14 protein-coding genes are annotated in these 15,354 nt (G+C 70.0%); 9 read left to right on the top strand and 5 right to left on the bottom strand.

All coding sequences use genetic code 11. The annotated features are described in order from the left end of the window. Positions 1-162: 162 nt before the first annotated feature. A complete protein-coding gene (locus CG747_RS14080; RefSeq protein ID WP_100602057.1) occupies positions 163-1,401 on the top strand; it encodes an aminotransferase class V-fold PLP-dependent enzyme in 1,239 nt (412 codons plus the stop codon). A gap of 75 nt (positions 1,402-1,476) precedes the next feature. Here CG747_RS14080 and CG747_RS14075 read toward each other — a convergent pair whose 3' ends face one another. Genes CG747_RS14075 through CG747_RS14065 form a run of 3 tightly spaced genes read right to left on the bottom strand, consistent with a single transcriptional unit; the run spans position 1,477 to position 4,119 of the window. Then, complete coding sequence (locus CG747_RS14075) at positions 1,477-1,959, bottom strand: GerMN domain-containing protein (protein WP_100602056.1); 483 nt, start codon at positions 1,957-1,959, stop codon at positions 1,477-1,479. A 32-nt stretch (positions 1,960-1,991) separates the two neighbouring features. Continuing rightward, positions 1,992-3,422, bottom strand: a complete 1,431-nt coding sequence (locus CG747_RS14070; protein WP_100602055.1) for an ATP-binding protein — start codon at positions 3,420-3,422, stop codon at positions 1,992-1,994. A gap of 7 nt (positions 3,423-3,429) precedes the next feature. Beyond that, positions 3,430-4,119 (bottom strand): response regulator transcription factor, encoded by a 690-nt coding sequence (locus CG747_RS14065; protein ID WP_100602054.1) that lies wholly within the window; start codon positions 4,117-4,119, stop codon positions 3,430-3,432. Between the two features lie 134 nt (positions 4,120-4,253). Here CG747_RS14065 and CG747_RS14060 point away from each other — a divergent pair, with 134 nt between their 5' ends. The 5 genes from CG747_RS14060 (at position 4,254) to CG747_RS14040 (ending at position 8,938) form a co-directional block, all read left to right on the top strand. After that, complete coding sequence (locus CG747_RS14060) at positions 4,254-4,898, top strand: hypothetical protein (protein WP_100602053.1); 645 nt, start codon at positions 4,254-4,256, stop codon at positions 4,896-4,898. Then, complete coding sequence (locus tag CG747_RS14055) at positions 4,895-5,974, top strand: peptidoglycan-binding protein (RefSeq protein WP_100602052.1); 1,080 nt, start codon at positions 4,895-4,897, stop codon at positions 5,972-5,974. The genes CG747_RS14060 and CG747_RS14055 overlap by 4 nt, the downstream gene beginning before the upstream one ends. Next, positions 5,971-6,657, top strand: coding sequence for an ABC transporter ATP-binding protein (locus CG747_RS14050; RefSeq protein WP_100602051.1), 687 nt, complete (start codon positions 5,971-5,973; stop codon positions 6,655-6,657). Before CG747_RS14055 ends, CG747_RS14050 begins: the two co-directional genes overlap by 4 nt. Continuing rightward, entirely contained in the window at positions 6,654-7,850 is a 1,197-nt protein-coding gene (locus tag CG747_RS14045) for an ABC transporter permease (protein WP_100602050.1), read from the top strand. The genes CG747_RS14050 and CG747_RS14045 overlap by 4 nt, the downstream gene beginning before the upstream one ends. Positions 7,851-8,185: 335 nt before the next feature. After that, positions 8,186-8,938: an SDR family NAD(P)-dependent oxidoreductase gene (locus CG747_RS14040; RefSeq protein WP_100602049.1), complete on the top strand. Its 753-nt coding sequence runs from the start codon at positions 8,186-8,188 to the stop codon at positions 8,936-8,938. A 197-nt stretch (positions 8,939-9,135) separates the two neighbouring features. Here the strand turns inward: CG747_RS14040 and CG747_RS14035 are convergent, their stop codons facing one another. Further along, positions 9,136-9,891, bottom strand: coding sequence for a class I SAM-dependent methyltransferase (locus tag CG747_RS14035; RefSeq protein WP_100602048.1), 756 nt, complete (start codon positions 9,889-9,891; stop codon positions 9,136-9,138). 85 nt (positions 9,892-9,976) lie between these two features. Here CG747_RS14035 and CG747_RS14030 point away from each other — a divergent pair, with 85 nt between their 5' ends. After that, positions 9,977-10,561, top strand: a complete 585-nt coding sequence (locus tag CG747_RS14030) for a TetR/AcrR family transcriptional regulator (protein WP_100602047.1) — start codon at positions 9,977-9,979, stop codon at positions 10,559-10,561. A gap of 322 nt (positions 10,562-10,883) precedes the next feature. Here the strand turns inward: CG747_RS14030 and CG747_RS14025 are convergent, their stop codons facing one another. Further along, positions 10,884-11,111 carry an isochorismatase family protein gene (locus CG747_RS14025; RefSeq protein WP_257980406.1) on the bottom strand — a complete coding sequence of 76 codons (228 nt, stop codon included), beginning with the start codon at positions 11,109-11,111 and terminating at the stop codon, positions 10,884-10,886. A gap of 1,342 nt (positions 11,112-12,453) precedes the next feature. On the opposite strand from CG747_RS14025, the gene CG747_RS14015 reads away from it, so the two are divergent. Both CG747_RS14015 and CG747_RS14010 read left to right on the top strand, forming a co-directional pair. Then, positions 12,454-13,932, top strand: a complete 1,479-nt coding sequence (locus tag CG747_RS14015; protein WP_100602046.1) for a sugar transferase — start codon at positions 12,454-12,456, stop codon at positions 13,930-13,932. A gap of 79 nt (positions 13,933-14,011) precedes the next feature. Further along, positions 14,012-15,346, top strand: a complete 1,335-nt coding sequence (locus tag CG747_RS14010) for a nucleotide sugar dehydrogenase (RefSeq protein WP_100602045.1) — start codon at positions 14,012-14,014, stop codon at positions 15,344-15,346. Positions 15,347-15,354: the final 8 nt, after the last annotated feature.

Raw genomic sequence — 15,354 nt, 5'->3', positions numbered from 1 at the left:
GTCATCAGATACTTAAAGGCGAAAGCTGAAATTCATCCGATAAATCTGCCCACATGTCTCTTGTTCGCCCCACAGACACGTGCCAGGATGACGATTCGTCATATGTCTCTTGGCGCCTGTCTGATGTCCCCAGGCGCTCAGGTCCGGCAGATGTGGGGTCGTATGAACGAGACCGAGGTCGCCACCGCTCCGCGCCCCCTGCTGCTGGCCGACGGCCGGCCCGCGGCCGCGGCGTGGTCGCTGGACCCCTCCCTGAGACACCTGAACCACGGTTCGTTCGGGGCGGTTCCCCTGGTGGCGCAGAAGCTGCAGGACCAGCTGCGCGCGGAGATGGAAAGCGCCCCGGTCGTATGGTTCCCGGCGCTGCCGCGGCGGATCTCCGCCGCCCGGGTCGAGCTCGCGGACTTCCTCAAGGTCGCCCCCGACGACCTGGCCCTGGTGCCGAATGCGAGCGCCGGCATCAGCGTCGTGTACGCCTGCCTCACCCCCCGCCGCGGCGGGGAGATCATCGTCACGGACCACGGCTACGGGGCCGTAACCATGGGCGCCGAGCGGCTGGCGAGGCGCTGGGGCAGCCGGGTCCGCACTGCCCGGGTGCCGCTGGAGGCAACCGAGGAGCAGGCGTACGAGGCCGTGGCCGCCGAGTTCAGCGAGGCCACCGACCTCATCGTGCTCGACCACATCACCTCGGCGACCGCTCGCCGGATGCCGGTGGAGCGGATCGGCGTGGAGGCGCGGCGGCTCGGCATCCCGCTGCTCGTGGACGGCGCGCACGCCCCCGGCCTGCTCGCCGCCCCGCTCGCCGGCGTGACGTGCGACTTCTGGGTCGGCAACCTGCACAAGTGGGGCTGCACGCCACGCGGCAGCGCGGCGCTGGTCGCCCGCGGCCCACTGCGTGAACGGCTCTATCCCTTGATCGACTCGTGGGGCGCGGCCGATCCGTACCCCGACCGCTTCGACCAGCAGGGCACGGTGGACGGCACCAGCTATCTGGCGGCGGGGAAGGCGCTCGACTTCATCGAGCGCGCCTGGGGCTGGCAGACCGCCCGCCGCTACATGGACGACCTGGCCGGCTACGCCGAGCACGTCGTCGGCGGGGCCTTGGCCGAACTGACCGGCGTCAGCAGCAGGGTGGACGTCGGCATGCCGGTCCCCGGCATGCGGCTGGTGCGGCTGCCTACGGGCCTGGTCACCAGCCGCGTCGAGGCCGACGCGCTGCGCGACCGGACTGCCCGGGAGCTGGGCGCGGAGGTGGCTTGCACCAGCTTCGGCGGCACCGGCTATCTGCGGCTGTCCGCACACGTCTACAACACCGCCGCCGACTACGAGCACTTCGCCGAGGTCTGCGTCCCGGTCCTCGGCGAGTGGGCCCGCGCAGCCCGCGAGCAGCGCACGCCGTAGCGGCACGGCGCGCCATGACGGTGCAGCCGCACGCCCCTGAAGGGCCTCAAGGGCTGGCGCGGACCCGGAACTGCCTCAACTGCTCAGAAAGTAGGAGCACTGGTACGGGCCGAGTGGCTCGTCTTTGGGGCGGAGGGTGACCTGGATGTCGTCCGGACGGAGTGTGGGGTGGAGGACCGCCTGGGCGCGGGCCAGGCTGCACACCAGTTGCCCGTTGCGGAGGCGGTCGTCGGCGGAGAGGTAGGTGTCCGGTGCGTCAAGGGTGACGCGGTTGCCGTTTGCAGAGGCATGATATGAGCCGTCGAGCAGCACGAGGTTGGTGAGTCCGCTCTTCTGCTCCGACTCGTTCGGGCCGGTGAGGAGGAGTTTGAGGACGGAGTCGAGTTGGCGCACCTGCAAGCCGGGCCGCGAGACGCCGCGCAGGCCCGTGTCCGAGGCGAAGTAGATCCGCATTCCCTTGCTGAGACCCGTTATGGGTTCACCGGCGTCGATCACTCCTGTGGGCCGGATTCCGCAGCCGGCAACGGCCGGCAGGAGCAGGGCCACGACGGCGCACATGCGCGGAGTCTTTCTTGCACGTCCTGGAGTCTTCACTGCGCGTCCTTCGGGCGGTTGCGGGGAAACCGGAGGGTGAAGACCGCGCCGCCCTCGGCGCGGTTGGCGGCTTCGACGGTGCCGCCGTGCAACTGGGCGTTCTCCAGGGCGATTGCGGTGCCGAGGCCACTGCCCTCGGACCGTCTGCGGGCGGTGTCAGCCTTGTAGAAGCGGTCGAAGACATGCGGCAGGACCTCGGGGGGCAGGCCGGGGCCGCGGTCCTTGACCTCGATGGTGATCTCGTCGTCCGTGGCGCGGAGCACCACGCTCACGGGCTGGGCCCCGTGTTGCAGCGCATTGCCGACGAGGTTTGCCACCACGATGTCGATCCGGCGCCGGTCGACCACCGCTCGCGCCCCGTCGGCGAGATCGGTGCGTACCTGGGAGGTCCAGCCTCGCCGGGTGAGCGTCGTGCGGACCAGCTCCGCCAGGTCGGTCTCCATGGCGTCGAGCGACACGGTTCCGGCGTCGAAGCGCGAGATCTCGATGAGGTCCTGGACGAGTCGGGTGAGCTGGGCGATTTCCGCACTGACGGTGCGGGCGGCCATCGCGGAGTCCGGCGGCAGCTGGTCGACGTCCTCGTCCAGCACGGTGGACACCACGGTCATCGCGGCGAGCGGGGTGCGCAGTTCGTGTGAGACGTCGGCGACGAACCGGCGTGCACGCGCCTCCTGTTCACGCAGCTCGGCGACGGAGGTCTGCAGGCTCGCGGCGGTGTCGTTGAACGTTGCGGCCAGCTGGGCGAGTTCGTCGCGCCCCCTCACCGTGACACGGGTGGAGAGTTCACCGGCGGCGAGCATCCGAGTGGCCCGGCCGAGGTCCCGTACGGGGCGGAGCACCGTACGCGCGGCGAGCAGGGCGAGTGCCGCGGCCAGCAGCACGACCGGGACGGTTCCGGCACGGACCGTGGCCAGCAGTACGGCGATGTCCTCCTCCTCGGCCCTGAGCGGGGCGATGGTGAAGACGTCGAGGTCGGAGGTGCGCCCGGTGTCGAAGGCCACGGACGCGCCGACCACCAGGAACGGTTTGCCGTGCCACTCGACGCGCTGGAACCGCATACGGCCGGTGGTCCTGACCGCGGTCCGCAGTTCGGGAGTGATCCGCGTCTGGTCCGCCAGTGAGTCCGAGGTGGCCGTGAGGTCGTGGTACCGGGCGACCACGATGTCATCGCCGAGCCCGCGCGAGACGCTCACGGCGAAGCGGGTGAGCGTGCTCTGATCGACGGGTATGTCGAGGTCGGCCGCCACATCGCCCACCCGGTTGCGGAAATCGGTCTGCAGCGCGTTCTGGGCCCGCTCCAGCACGGCGACGCGGGATTCTCGGTAGGCGAGCGTGGTCGAGGTCACCGCGCTGATCAGGGTGACGAGGACGAACGTGACCACAAGGCGGATTCGCAGCCCGCCCAGACGGGCCCGGAGGCGGCTCATCAGTCGCTCACAGGGGGCCGAAGCGGTAGCCGAAGCCCCGGACGGTCTGGATGTACCGGGGCTTGCCGGGAAGGTCCTCGATCTTGGTGCGCAGCCTGCGCACGGCGGCGTCCACGAGCCGCGAGTCGCCCAGATAGTCGAGATCCCAGACCGACGCCAGCAGTTGCTCCCGGCTGAACACCCGGCCCGGAGCGGCCGACAGCTCCAGCAGCAGCCGCAGCTCCATCGGCGGCAGCGGGACGGGCGTACCCAGCTTGGTCACGGTCAGGCCGGCCCGGTCGACGACCAGCCCGGCGTGCTGCTCTCCCGGCGCGGAGCCGGGCGCCGGCTCGGCCCGGCGCAGTGCCGCCCGGATACGAGCCTCAAGTACGCGGGCCGTGGCCGGTTTGACCACATAGTCGTCGGCGCCCGCTTCGAGGCCGGTGACGATGTCCTGGTCGTCGCCACGTGCCGTGAGCATGATCACCGGGATGGTGCTGCGGGCCCGGATGGCGCGGCAGACTTCGAAGCCGTCCATACCGGGCAGCATCAGGTCGAGGACCACGAGCTCGACGGGCTTGCCCGGAAGGCCGTCCAGCATGGGTAGAGCCTCCTCTCCGGCGCCGGCCACGGATACGTCGTAGTCGTGTCGGCGCAGTACGAGTTCCATCCCGTCGCGCACGGAGGTGTCGTCCTCGATGAGCAGCACATGCGGCATGGTCCTGATTATGCGGGAGCGTTTGCCCATGTCAGACCGGGTGGGCCAGGAGAATCGCACAGCGCGACCGATTGTTACGTCCCCATCATCCGGGCATCCACCGCCCATCATGTGAGGGGCTGAGCGTTGACGGCATGGACATACGAACCCCATCCCGCGCCGCGGGCCGTCTTCGTCTGGCGGCACTCGTCGCGCTTCCCGTACTGGTCCTCTCAGCCGCCTGCGGCAGCGGGCGCGACGCCCTCGACACGGGCAAGGACATCGCCTCCGTTCCCGGGGACACCGCCGACGACGGCAAGAGCACCGGGAGTTCCGGCAAGCAGGGCGGCTCGGGCGACAAGGGCGCTTTCTACGACGCGCAGATGAAGTACGTGCAGTGCATGCGGGGGAAGGCCGGCATCACAGAATTTCCCGACCCGAAGCTGAGCGGCTATCTCGACTGGACGAAGATCGAAGAAATCGCCCACAAGCCCGGGAACGAGGAGGTGTCCAAGGGCGGCAAGAACGCCGTGTGCTTCAAGGAAATGTCCGCTGCCATGGAGCTGGAGCCGAAGCGCGATGTGCAGAAGGAGTACGAGTCGATGCTGGCGCACGCCACGTGCATGCGCAAGCACGGCGTCTCGAAATTCACCAACCCCACGCTGTCGGGCGGCAACGTGATGCCCGGCGGTGATCCCAACCCGGCGGCGCCGCAGCTCGACCCCGGCTCCCCCGCATACAAGCAGGCCCGCCAGGCGTGCAAGGACAAGTTGCTCGACGGTCTGGACGGCATGCAGTGACCCGACGCAAAGCACTGGTCGCGGCTGGTGCGGTGACCGCAGTTGCCGCGCTCGGAGCCGGAGCCCTTGCCATCGGGGGCGGCAACCAGGACACCCGGGCCGAGAAGCAGGGCGACCTTCCGCCCGCCACGGCCGAGATCACCCGCACCGACCTCGTGCAGAGCAAGACCGTCGACGGGCACCTCGACTACGCACAGCGTCGCACCGTCAAGTCTCCGGTCGCGGGGACGGTCACCAAGGCCGCCCAGGAGGGCAGGACGGTCACGGCCGGGCAGCGGCTGTACGAGCGGGACGCGCGGCCGGTGATCCTGATGTACGGGCCGACGCCGATGTTCCGGGCGATGAAGGTCGGCGACCGGGGGCCCGACGTCCTCCAGTTGGAGCGCAACCTCCGCGACCTTGGATTCGGCGCGAGCCTCTACGTCGACACCCGCTACGACAAGGGCACCGAAGCCGCGGTCAAGAGCTGGCAGAAGTCGGTCGGCATCGAGAGCGCGGACGGCAAGGTCGGCAGGGGAGACGTCGTCTTCCAGCCCCGCGCGGTGCGGGTGGTGGCGGCCGACGCCGCACTCGCCGACCAGGTCGGCCCGGAGAAGACCGTGCTGACCGTCGCCTCGACCACACCGGTCGTGCGGGCCCGACTCGACCAGAACGACGCGGCCCTGACCTCCCGGGGCACCAAGGTCGAGGTCACCCTGCCCAGCGGCAAGACCGTCGGCGGCAAGGTGGCGGGAACCGTCAGGCCCGAGGCGCCGGAGGGGTCCGCCGGGCCGAGCCAGGAAGGCATCACGGTCGAGGTCACCTTGGACGGCCCCCGGTCCACCCTTGCCGCAGAGGACTCCAAGGCCACCACCAGCGTCAAGTTCGTCAGCGAGAGTCGCCGCAACGTGCTGGCCGTGCCCGTCGAAGCGGTCGTCGCCCTGCGCGGCGAGAACGGCGGCTACGGCCTCCAGATCGTCCAGGGCCGTACCACCAGAATGGTCCGGGTCACCACCGGCATGACCGCCGACGGGCGTATCGAGGTCAGCGGCGGCGGCATCTCCGCAGGCATGAAGGTCGGAGTGGCCAAGCAATGACCGTCATCGAACTGCGGGCCGCCGGCAAGTCCTACCCCGGCGGTGTGCACGCTCTGCGCAACGTGGACCTGCGCGTCGGCCGCGGCGAACTCGTCGCGATCGTCGGCCCGTCCGGGTCGGGCAAGTCCACGTTGCTCAATCTGATCGGCACCCTCGACCGGCCCACGTCGGGCACGGTCCGGGTGGCCGGCCACGACGTGGGTGCGCTCAGCGACAACCGGCTGTCCGCGCTGCGGGCTCGGCACATCGGCTTCGTCTTCCAGCACTTCCACCTGTCCCCCGGCCGGGACGCGGTCGACAACGTCGCGGACGGTCTGCTCTACGCGGGCGTGCCGCTGAAGGAGCGGCGGTCACGGGCCCGTGCCGCGCTGGAGCGGGTCCGCCTCGGTCACCGGCTCTCGCACCGGCCCAGCGAGCTCTCCGGCGGTGAGAAGCAACGCGTCGCCATCGCCCGCGCCCTGGTCGGCGAACCGGACCTGCTGCTCGCCGACGAACCGACGGGCGCACTGGACACCGCGTCCGGCGAGATCGTGATGCAACTCGTCCACGAACTCCATGCGATGGGCACCACGATCTGCGTGATCACCCATGACCAAGAGATCGCCGCCTCCCTGCCACGCCGCATCCGGTTCAGGGACGGGGCCGTGGTCTCCGACTCCGGTTCCGACGAGGCGGCCTCATGACCGGCCCCGCGCTGAAACCCGCCCGCCTCGCCGCGGCCGACGTCCTGCGGGTCGGCGCCGTCGGGCTGCGCGCCCGCCGTGCCCGTGTGGTGCTCTCCGCCCTCGGCATCGCGATCGGCATCGCCACCATGGTCGCGGTCGTCGGCCTCTCCACCTCCAGCCGGGCCGACCTGATGTCCCAACTCGACCGCCTCGGGACGAATCTGCTCACCGCCGAGGCCGGCAAGGACGCCCTGGGCCAGGATGTGAAGCTGCCGAAGAACGCGGTGGCCATGGTCGAGCGCATCGGCCCGGTGCAACAGGCCACGGCCACCGCACAGGTGGACGCCCGGATCCGCCGCAGCGACGTGGTTCCCGAGGAGCAGCCGGCCGGAGTCACCGCACAGGCAGCCCGAGCGGACCTGCTGAACGCGCTGAACGCCAGGATCGCCAAGGGCCGTTGGCTGGACGGTGCCGGCGAGCGGCTCCCGGTCACCGTCCTCGGCGCCGTCGCGGCCGAGCGGATGGGCATCACCGAGCCCGGCGAGAAGATCATGATGAACAACCGGTACGTCGTGGTCGTCGGCATCCTCAGCCCCGTCGAGCTCGTCCCCAACCTCGACCGCGTGGCCCTGGTCGGTTTCCCGGCCGCCGAGAAGTACCTGGGATTCGACGGCCACCCCACGACCGTCTTCGAGAGGTCTCCGGACGCCTCGGTCGACGATGTCCGGGCGGTGCTGGCGCGGACGGTGATGCCCGGTAACGAGGGTTCCGTGAAGGTGTCCCGGCCCTCCGACGCACTGGCGGCGAAGGTCGCCGCCGACAAGGGACTCACCGGCCTGATGCTCGGCCTCGGCGCGGTCGCCCTCCTGGTGGGCGGCGTCGGTGTCGCCAACACCATGGTCATCTCGGTACTGGAGCGCCGCCAGGAGATCGGTCTGCGTCGGGCGATCGGTGCCACCAGGGGCGCGATCCGGCTCCAGTTCCTCACCGAGTCGCTGCTGCTGTCGGCACTGGGTGGGGTGGCGGGGGCGGCGCTCGGCGCGGCGGCCACGTTCGCCTTCGCCACGGCGCAGGGCTGGGCCGTCGTCGTGCCGCTCTGGTCGCTCGGCGGCGGCCTGGGCGCAACGCTCGGCATCGGTGTCCTGGCCGGTCTGTACCCGGCGATCCGGGCTTCCCGTCTCGACCCCACGGTCGCGCTCCACGCGGCCTGACAACCTGGCACATCACGGAAACGGACCGAGGGGCCTTCGTTCTCCTGACGAACCCGGCGCACAGCGGGCACGGACAGTGGGGTGTGTGCGGCAGTCACATCCGCCCACCCTTCCGCGCGGCCCCCCGCGCGGCGGAGGCCGCGAAGCCCGCCGGTCGCGCAACAATCCTCGAACCGACCGCGGCTCCCGGCATCACGTACGACGAAGACGGAACGGAATCCACCACACGGAACTTCGCTTTTCGATGCTGTCGGCTCACGAACGGGGTGCGGGAGAAGCGGCCACGGCACAGCCGCGTTCCGCGGCTCTCTCCCCTCCGACACGAAGGACGACTCATGGGTTCTTTTGATCTGGCCGGGCGCGTGGCCCTGGTGACCGGAGCGACCAGCGGCATCGGCGCCGCGACGGCAGCACTGCTCGCCGAGCGTGGTGCGCAGGTGGTGGTTGCGGGCCGGGACCACGCCCGCGGCGAGGCCGTGGTCGGCGCCATCCAGGACCGCGGCGGCAAGGCCGGGTTCGCCCCCGCGGACCTCCACGGGACAGAGTCAGTGCGGCAGCTGGCGCGGAAGGCCGCAGCCCTGGGCGGGGGCCGGGTCGACATCCTGGTCAACAACGCGGGCAGTTACCCGTTCGGCCCCACCGAACAGGCGCAGGAGCACGACATCGACGCCGTCTACGCCCTGAACGTCAAGGCTCCGTTCCATCTGGTCGCGGCGCTCGCCCCTGCCATGGCCGAGCGAGGCAGCGGCGCGATCGTCAACCTCAGCACGATCGCCGCCGAGACCGGTATCGCGGGGATGGCGCTGTACGGGTCGAGCAAAGCGGCCGTGGAACTGCTGACCAGGGCATGGGCCGCCGAGTACGGCCCGCGCGGGGTACGGGTCAACGCCGTCCGGCCCGGCCCCGTGCGGACGGAGGGCACCGCCGGCATGGGCGAGGAACTCGACGCTCTGGCAGCCCAGGCCCCGGCAGGCCGCCCGGCTGCACCGCAGGAGATCGCCGAAGCGATCGCCTACCTTGCCAGCGACGCCGCGAGTTTCGTCCACGGCGCGGTACTGCCCGTCGATGGCGGGCGCAGCGCAGTCTGAGAACGACGTCGGCCCGCCTGATGTCGTAGGCCGCAGAGCCAGGCACGAGGACACCAGGCGGCTTCCTCGTCAACCGAGACCGCCTGGTGCATCAGTGGTGCGTCGGCCATCACGAGCTGCACGACACGTTCGCGTACCGAAATCACGGTGGCTTCCCCCGGAATACCGGGAAAGGCCCGCCGCTCGACTCCAGCCAGTCAGGCCAGTTCAGCGGTGATCTGCCAGAACGGCAGCAGAACTCTGCCGTGTTGGTCGACGGTCACCGTGTCGTCCGACTCCGGGACGCCTGGCACCGCGGGCGTCAGCTTCTGCCATTCCTGCCGGGTCAGGCCGGTGGTGTAGTGGCGCGGCGCCATGCGCCGAATCGTCCATTCGTCAGGGAAGGCCTCGCGCAGGCTGCGTTCGTCCATGTCGGCCGGCATCACCAGGCGAGCGGCCAACTCGCCGCGGAAGCACAGGACATGCAGTTTCGCGCCGGGTGCGCACACCCGACGCAGTCCAGCAAGGTACGTCCGCCGCTGGTCGGCGTCCAGGCAGTGCAGCATGGCACTGTCGACGACCGTTCGGAAGCCTCCCGGGACAGCGATACCGCGCAGTTCCGTCGCGTCGGCGACCGTGAAGGTCACCGGGGTTCCGGCAGCGGCGGCCTTGGCCCGGCTGCGCTCGATCGCGGATGGTGCGGCGTCGAAGGCTGTCACCTCATGGCCGCGCCCCGCCAGGAACAAGGCGTTGTCCCCGAGCCCACAGCCGCATTCCAGGACCGGGCCGGCGATTTCACCCGCCGCCTCCAACTCGACGACCAACGGCTGAGGGGCGTCCAGTCGCCACGGGATCAGGTCCGACCTGCGGTCGTCCGCTCCGTAGGCGATCTGGCGCCCCTGGTATACCGCCTCGAAGTCCATCGCCGGCTCCCAGCCGCCCGACTGGTCACGCGCAGGATGCAGATCGGCCATCCAACTCTCACCTCTTCTAGTAGACGAGATCGTTCCCTAAATGGAGTGTAGGCACGAAGGAACGCCAGCGTCTACTGTTGGGCCCATGGCAGAGAGTGCGACACCCGGCCGCCGCCGAGGGGCGGAACTGGAGCACGCGATCTACGTCGCGACGCTCGACGAACTGAGCGCGAACGGCTACGGCCGACTCACCATGGAGGGCGTCGCCGCGCGTGCCGGCACCGGCAAGGCCGCGCTCTACCGGCGATGGCCCGGCAAGCAGCCCCTGGTTCTGGACGCCCTGCGCTACGCCCTGCCCCCACTGCCCGACCCGGACCCGGAGCGGTCGCAGCGGGAAAACCTCGCCGACTCCCTCACCGCGTTCAGCGATGTACTGGCGGGCAAAACCCTCGTGCCGGGCATCGAGTTCATCGTCGGCGTGCTGCACGAGCCGGACATGCGCACCCTGTTCGCCGAGAAGATCATCGCGCCGCGCCTTCAGCGCATCGAAGCCATCCTGCACCAGGGCGCGCCCGGCAGCGAGAACGGCCACGAGGCCGCGCACCCGTTGGCGGCTCGCACCGGCCCCGCCCTGATACTGCAGACCTTCCTGCTCACCGGCGAGCCACCGAGCCCGCAGGAGATCGACCTCATCATCGACACCGTGCTCCAGCGGACGGCCACGTCCTAGGAGCAGCGGCGAGACGGATGCAGGGGCACTCGCGACGCCAAAGGGCACCGCGTGCGCCCCACCTCTTCCCAGGGGCAGGGCGTCGACCGGCCGCGCTCACGGGTCCGGATTCCGTGCCCGCCCGGTCGCCTCATCGCCCCTCCGACTCGGGCGGCGGGACGATCTCCAGTTTGAGGATCTTTCCGGCAAGGGCCGTGAGAGCGGCCGCAGCCCTGCGAACGAATCAGGATGGAGCGCCAGGACAGGCTGTTCGTGCGCGAGGCGAGCGGTGGCGGTCGCCTGTTCCGCGTGAACCCCGACGGCTCCGACAAGACGTTCCTCGTCACCGGGTGCCCGATCCCCGACGGAGTGGCCGTCGACGCGGCGGCCGGGCACATCTCCTGGACGAACATTCGAGTGACGCCCCGGCGAAGATCAGCTTCCGCCGGCCGGTGGCCTCGATGGCCTCGCGGACCCGGTCGTCGTGCCAGGCATTGACCGTGCTGCGGTCGATGATCTTGTGTCCGGCCGGCAGTGCCTCGACCAGCTCGGGGGTGGTCGGCCCCCACATGCTGTCCGCCGCGGTGGTGGTAACCCCAAGGACTTGTCCGGGCGATCGTGTGCGGAGCCAGATGATCACGTCTGCCGCGGTGGTGACGCCGAGGAAGACTTACCGTCACATGGCCCGCATGATGTGCGTGATTCCCGTGATGTACGTGATACGCATGATGTACGTGATACGCGTGATGGCGCTCAAGTCATCCGAGGGCACCGCGCGCCGCGCTTCCCACCAGCACCTCTCCGTGGCTCAAAACGGTCAGGTCCGTCACCCGTATCTTTCAGGACTTCCTCGCCGACGAATCCGCGTACGGCGTTGCCGAGTCGTTCAACTCCGAGGGGAGGCTCGGAGGCTGTCCTGTGCGGTGGCGGTCGGGGCCCAAGGAGACCACCCACCCCGGCGGCACGGTGCCTCACCTGCCGGAGTACGGCGACCCGGGAGGCCGCCCAGCCTGCCGCGCTGTCGCGTCCGGCACCGAGCCCGACACCGACACCGACACCGCCCGAACTCCGCACCATCGACGCAGAGTTCGGCGAGATCGCCCGGCGCGATAGCAGCGTCGGGCACGACCACCGGGAGCTGGAACGCGGCCTGGGCCTGGGCCACTTCGAGGGCCGAAGCCGACATGGCTGGCACCACCAGTCACTCTCGTCACTTCCGTCCATGCCTGTCCCACCATTCACAGGCTTGGCCTGAATGCCCGCACGCCGTCCTGACTCTCTGCCGGGTCCTCGATAGCGTGCAGGGCCTGCCGCGGTGCCGGGCCCGCGCCTGCACGGCCGGTGGCCGGAACCTCACCGAGCCGGATCCTGGCGAAGTACCAGTAGGCGCAGGCTAGTTGGCAGTGCCGGAACGTCTCGGGATTGCCAGTGCCGGCGCTCGGAGAACTCCTGTCATCACAGGTCACGAGGCACGTCCCCGCCGTCAAGACACCGCAGGTGGTGACCGTTTGGTGGATTCAGCTCCAAAGTTTGAGCACAAGTTGCACACATTCCCCTCTCCAGGTGACCCCCGATGGTCTACATTGACCCTGCTTCACATGACACGAGGCGACAAATCGTGATCTTTAGGTCCGGCGCTACGGGCAGCCAGCAGTCGTGTTCCCGGCGCCAGACGTGGGGGTGATCAATTCTTGGAACCCGAGACGGGGCCTTGGGTGCGGGGAGCCCGAGGTTCGACGGGTTTCCGCGCACCTCGAAAGCCTGGCAAGACATGCAAGTCCGGTGCCGCCTGGGTGGGGTGTCCAAGTAGCGCCGCAACAGCCGGGATGTCATGCGCGGGGGGCGGGGGCCTCCCGGGGGGAGGAACCGTGTGGAGCGAATACGTCGAGCCCACTGACGACCTGGGGGGGTCTGTGCAGCAGGGGGAACTGGTCAGCCCGTTGCTGTCGGAGCGCGGGCGTCCGGCGAGCGGGGAAATCAGCCAGTCCGCGACTGACTGGGAGCAGCGGTACCGCCGTACCGTGATCACCAGCGATACCGTGGCCACCGCCTTCGTGGTGGCGGCGATCGGCGAGTTCTTCGGGGCCCGGGACGCGGCCAACTGGCACGAGAAGTGGGGAATTCTCGCGTTCTGCACCGAGCTGCTGGTGCTGGGGGCGCTCGCGGTGAGCCGGTCGTGGACTCCGGCCGTGCTCGGCCAGGGCGCCGAGGAGTTCCGGCGGCTCGGCCGCTCACTGTTCACGGCGACCGTCGTGCTGGCGCTCGGCGGGATCGCCCTCGCCTCGCGCAACATCAAGCTCTGGATCTTCGTCGCGATCCCCGCGATCGCGCTCGTCACCATGACAGCGCGGTATCTGCTGCGCCTCTGGCTGCACAGACAGCGGAAGGAAGGGCGGTGCCTGCGACCGGTGCTCGCTGCCGGGAGCCTGGCCACCGTGCACGACCTGATCACCCGGACCCGCAAGTTCCCGCACCTCGGCTGGCGGGTGGAGGCGGTGTGCACGACGGACGGTCTCGGGCTCGACGGTGATCAACTGGACGGAGTGCCGGTCGTCGGCCGGCTGGCGGACGTCGCGGGCCACGTCCACCGCGACGGCTACCGTGTCGTCGCGGTCACGCCGGACCCGTACTGGTCACCGGACCGGCTGCAGCGGCTGGCCTGGAACCTCGAAGGCAGCGATGCCGAGATGGTCGTGGCCCCCGTGCTGATGGAGGTGGCCGGCCCGAGGCTGCACGTCGACGCGGTGCTCGGGATACCCCTGCTGCGGGTCAGCATGCCGACCTTCACCGGGGGCCGCCGGGCGGTCAAAGAGGTCGTCGATCGGATGGGCGCGGCGATCCTGCTGATGCTGTTCGCGCCGCTGATGGTGCTCGTCGGGCTGCTCGTGCTGGTGGACAGTAGGGGCGGGGCGTTCTATCGGCAGCGCAGGGTCGGCAAGGACGGCCGCGAGTTCACCATTCTCAAGTTCCGGACCATGGTCGCGGGGGCGCACGGGGCACGTGCGGAGCTGGCCGCCCTCAACCAGGGCGCCGGCCTGCTGTTCAAGGTCCGCCGGGATCCGCGGGTGACCCGGGTGGGAACGGTGCTGCGCCGGTACTCGATCGACGAACTCCCGCAACTCTTCAACGTGTTGACCGGATCGATGTCGCTCGTCGGTCCGCGGCCTCCGTTACCGGAGGAGTCCGCCGCGTACGGGCCGGACATCCGGCGGCGGCTGCTGGTCAAGCCCGGACTCACCGGTCTGTGGCAGATCAGCGGACGCAGCGACCTGCCGTGGGAGGAGGCCGTCCGCCTGGACCTGCGGTACGTGGAGGACTGGTCGCTCGCCCTGGACACAGTGATCTTGTGGAAGACGCTGCGTGCGGTGCTCCAAGGGCAGGGGGCCTACTGATGCGGGGGGGGCGGCGCCGTCGTACGGCGGGCGCATGGACCGCAGGCCGCAGGGGCCTGCCTGGGGGGAGGAACGAGTCATGCGAATAAGCGTCCTGGGGCTCGGCTACGTGGGCTGCGTGTCGGCCGCGTGCCTGGCCAGCATGGGGCACGAGGTCATCGGGGTGGACGTGAACCAGGTGAAGGTCGACCTGGTCAACGACGGCAAGGCCCCGGTGGTCGAGGAGCGGATCGGCGAGCTCATCGCCGAGGTCGTGCGGACCGGAGCACTGCGCGCCACCCGCGACGTCCGCGAGGCGATCATGGGCAGCGAGGTGTCGCTGGTCTGCGTGGGCACGCCGTCGGAGCCCAACGGCAGCCTGTGCACCACGTACTTGGAGCGGGTCACCGAGCAGATCGGCGCGGCGCTGGCGGCTCGCGGTGAGCGCGGTGGGCGCGGCGGGCGGCACACCGTGGTGTTCCGCAGCACCATGCTTCCGGGCACCTGCCTGAACCTGCTGGTACCGATCCTGGAGAAGTCCGTCGGCGGCACGGCCGGGGTGGACATCGGGGTCGCGGTCAACCCGGAGTTCCTGCGCGAGGGCACGAGCGTGCGGGACTTCTTCGACCCGCCCAAGACCGTCATCGGCGAGCTCGACCCGGCAAGCGGCGATGCGGTGGCGGCGCTGTACGACGGCTTGCCCGGCGAGGTGTTCCGGGTGCCGATCCCGACGGCCGAGGCGATCAAATACGCGGACAACGCGTTCCACGGCCTCAAGATCGGCTTCGCGAACGAGCTGGGCGCGGTGTGCCAGGCACTCGGGGTGGACTCGCACCAGGTGATGGACGTGTTCCTGGCCGACCGCAAGCTGAACATCAGCCCCGCCTACCTGCGGCCCGGCTTCGCCTTCGGTGGCTCCTGCCTGCCCAAGGACCTGCGCAGCCTGGTCCACGCGGCGCAGCGGGCCGACGTCTCGGTGCCCATCCTCGCCCATGTGCTGCCCTCCAACTCCGACCATCTGCAGCGCGCGGTGGACCTGGTCGAGCGCACCGGCAAGCGCCGGGTGGGCCTGTTCGGACTGTCCTTCAAACCCGGCACCGACGACCTGCGCGAGAGCCCGCTCGTCCAACTGGCGGAGGTGCTCTTCGGCAAGGGTTACGACCTGCGGATCCACGACGCCAACGTGAGCCTTTCCCGGCTGCTCGGCGCGAACCGCGAGTACATCGAGACCCGGCTGCCGCACCTCGCGCAGCTGCTCGCGGACTCCGTGGACGAGGTGCTCGAACACGCCGAGGTGTGCCTGGTCGGGACCAGGGATCCGGCCGTGGTGTCGGCGCTGCCGCATGGCGACGGCCCGGTGATCGTCGACCTCATCCGCCTTCCCGACGCCGAAGCGCGCCGGGCCGAACCGGGGTACCTGGGCCTTGCTTGGTGACGCGTCGT

Origin of the sequence: Streptomyces sp. CB02959, from assembly GCF_002803155.1 — a bacterium.
Lineage (GTDB): Bacteria > Actinomycetota > Actinomycetes > Streptomycetales > Streptomycetaceae > Streptomyces.
This window is presented reverse-complemented; position numbering and strand designations above follow the sequence as displayed.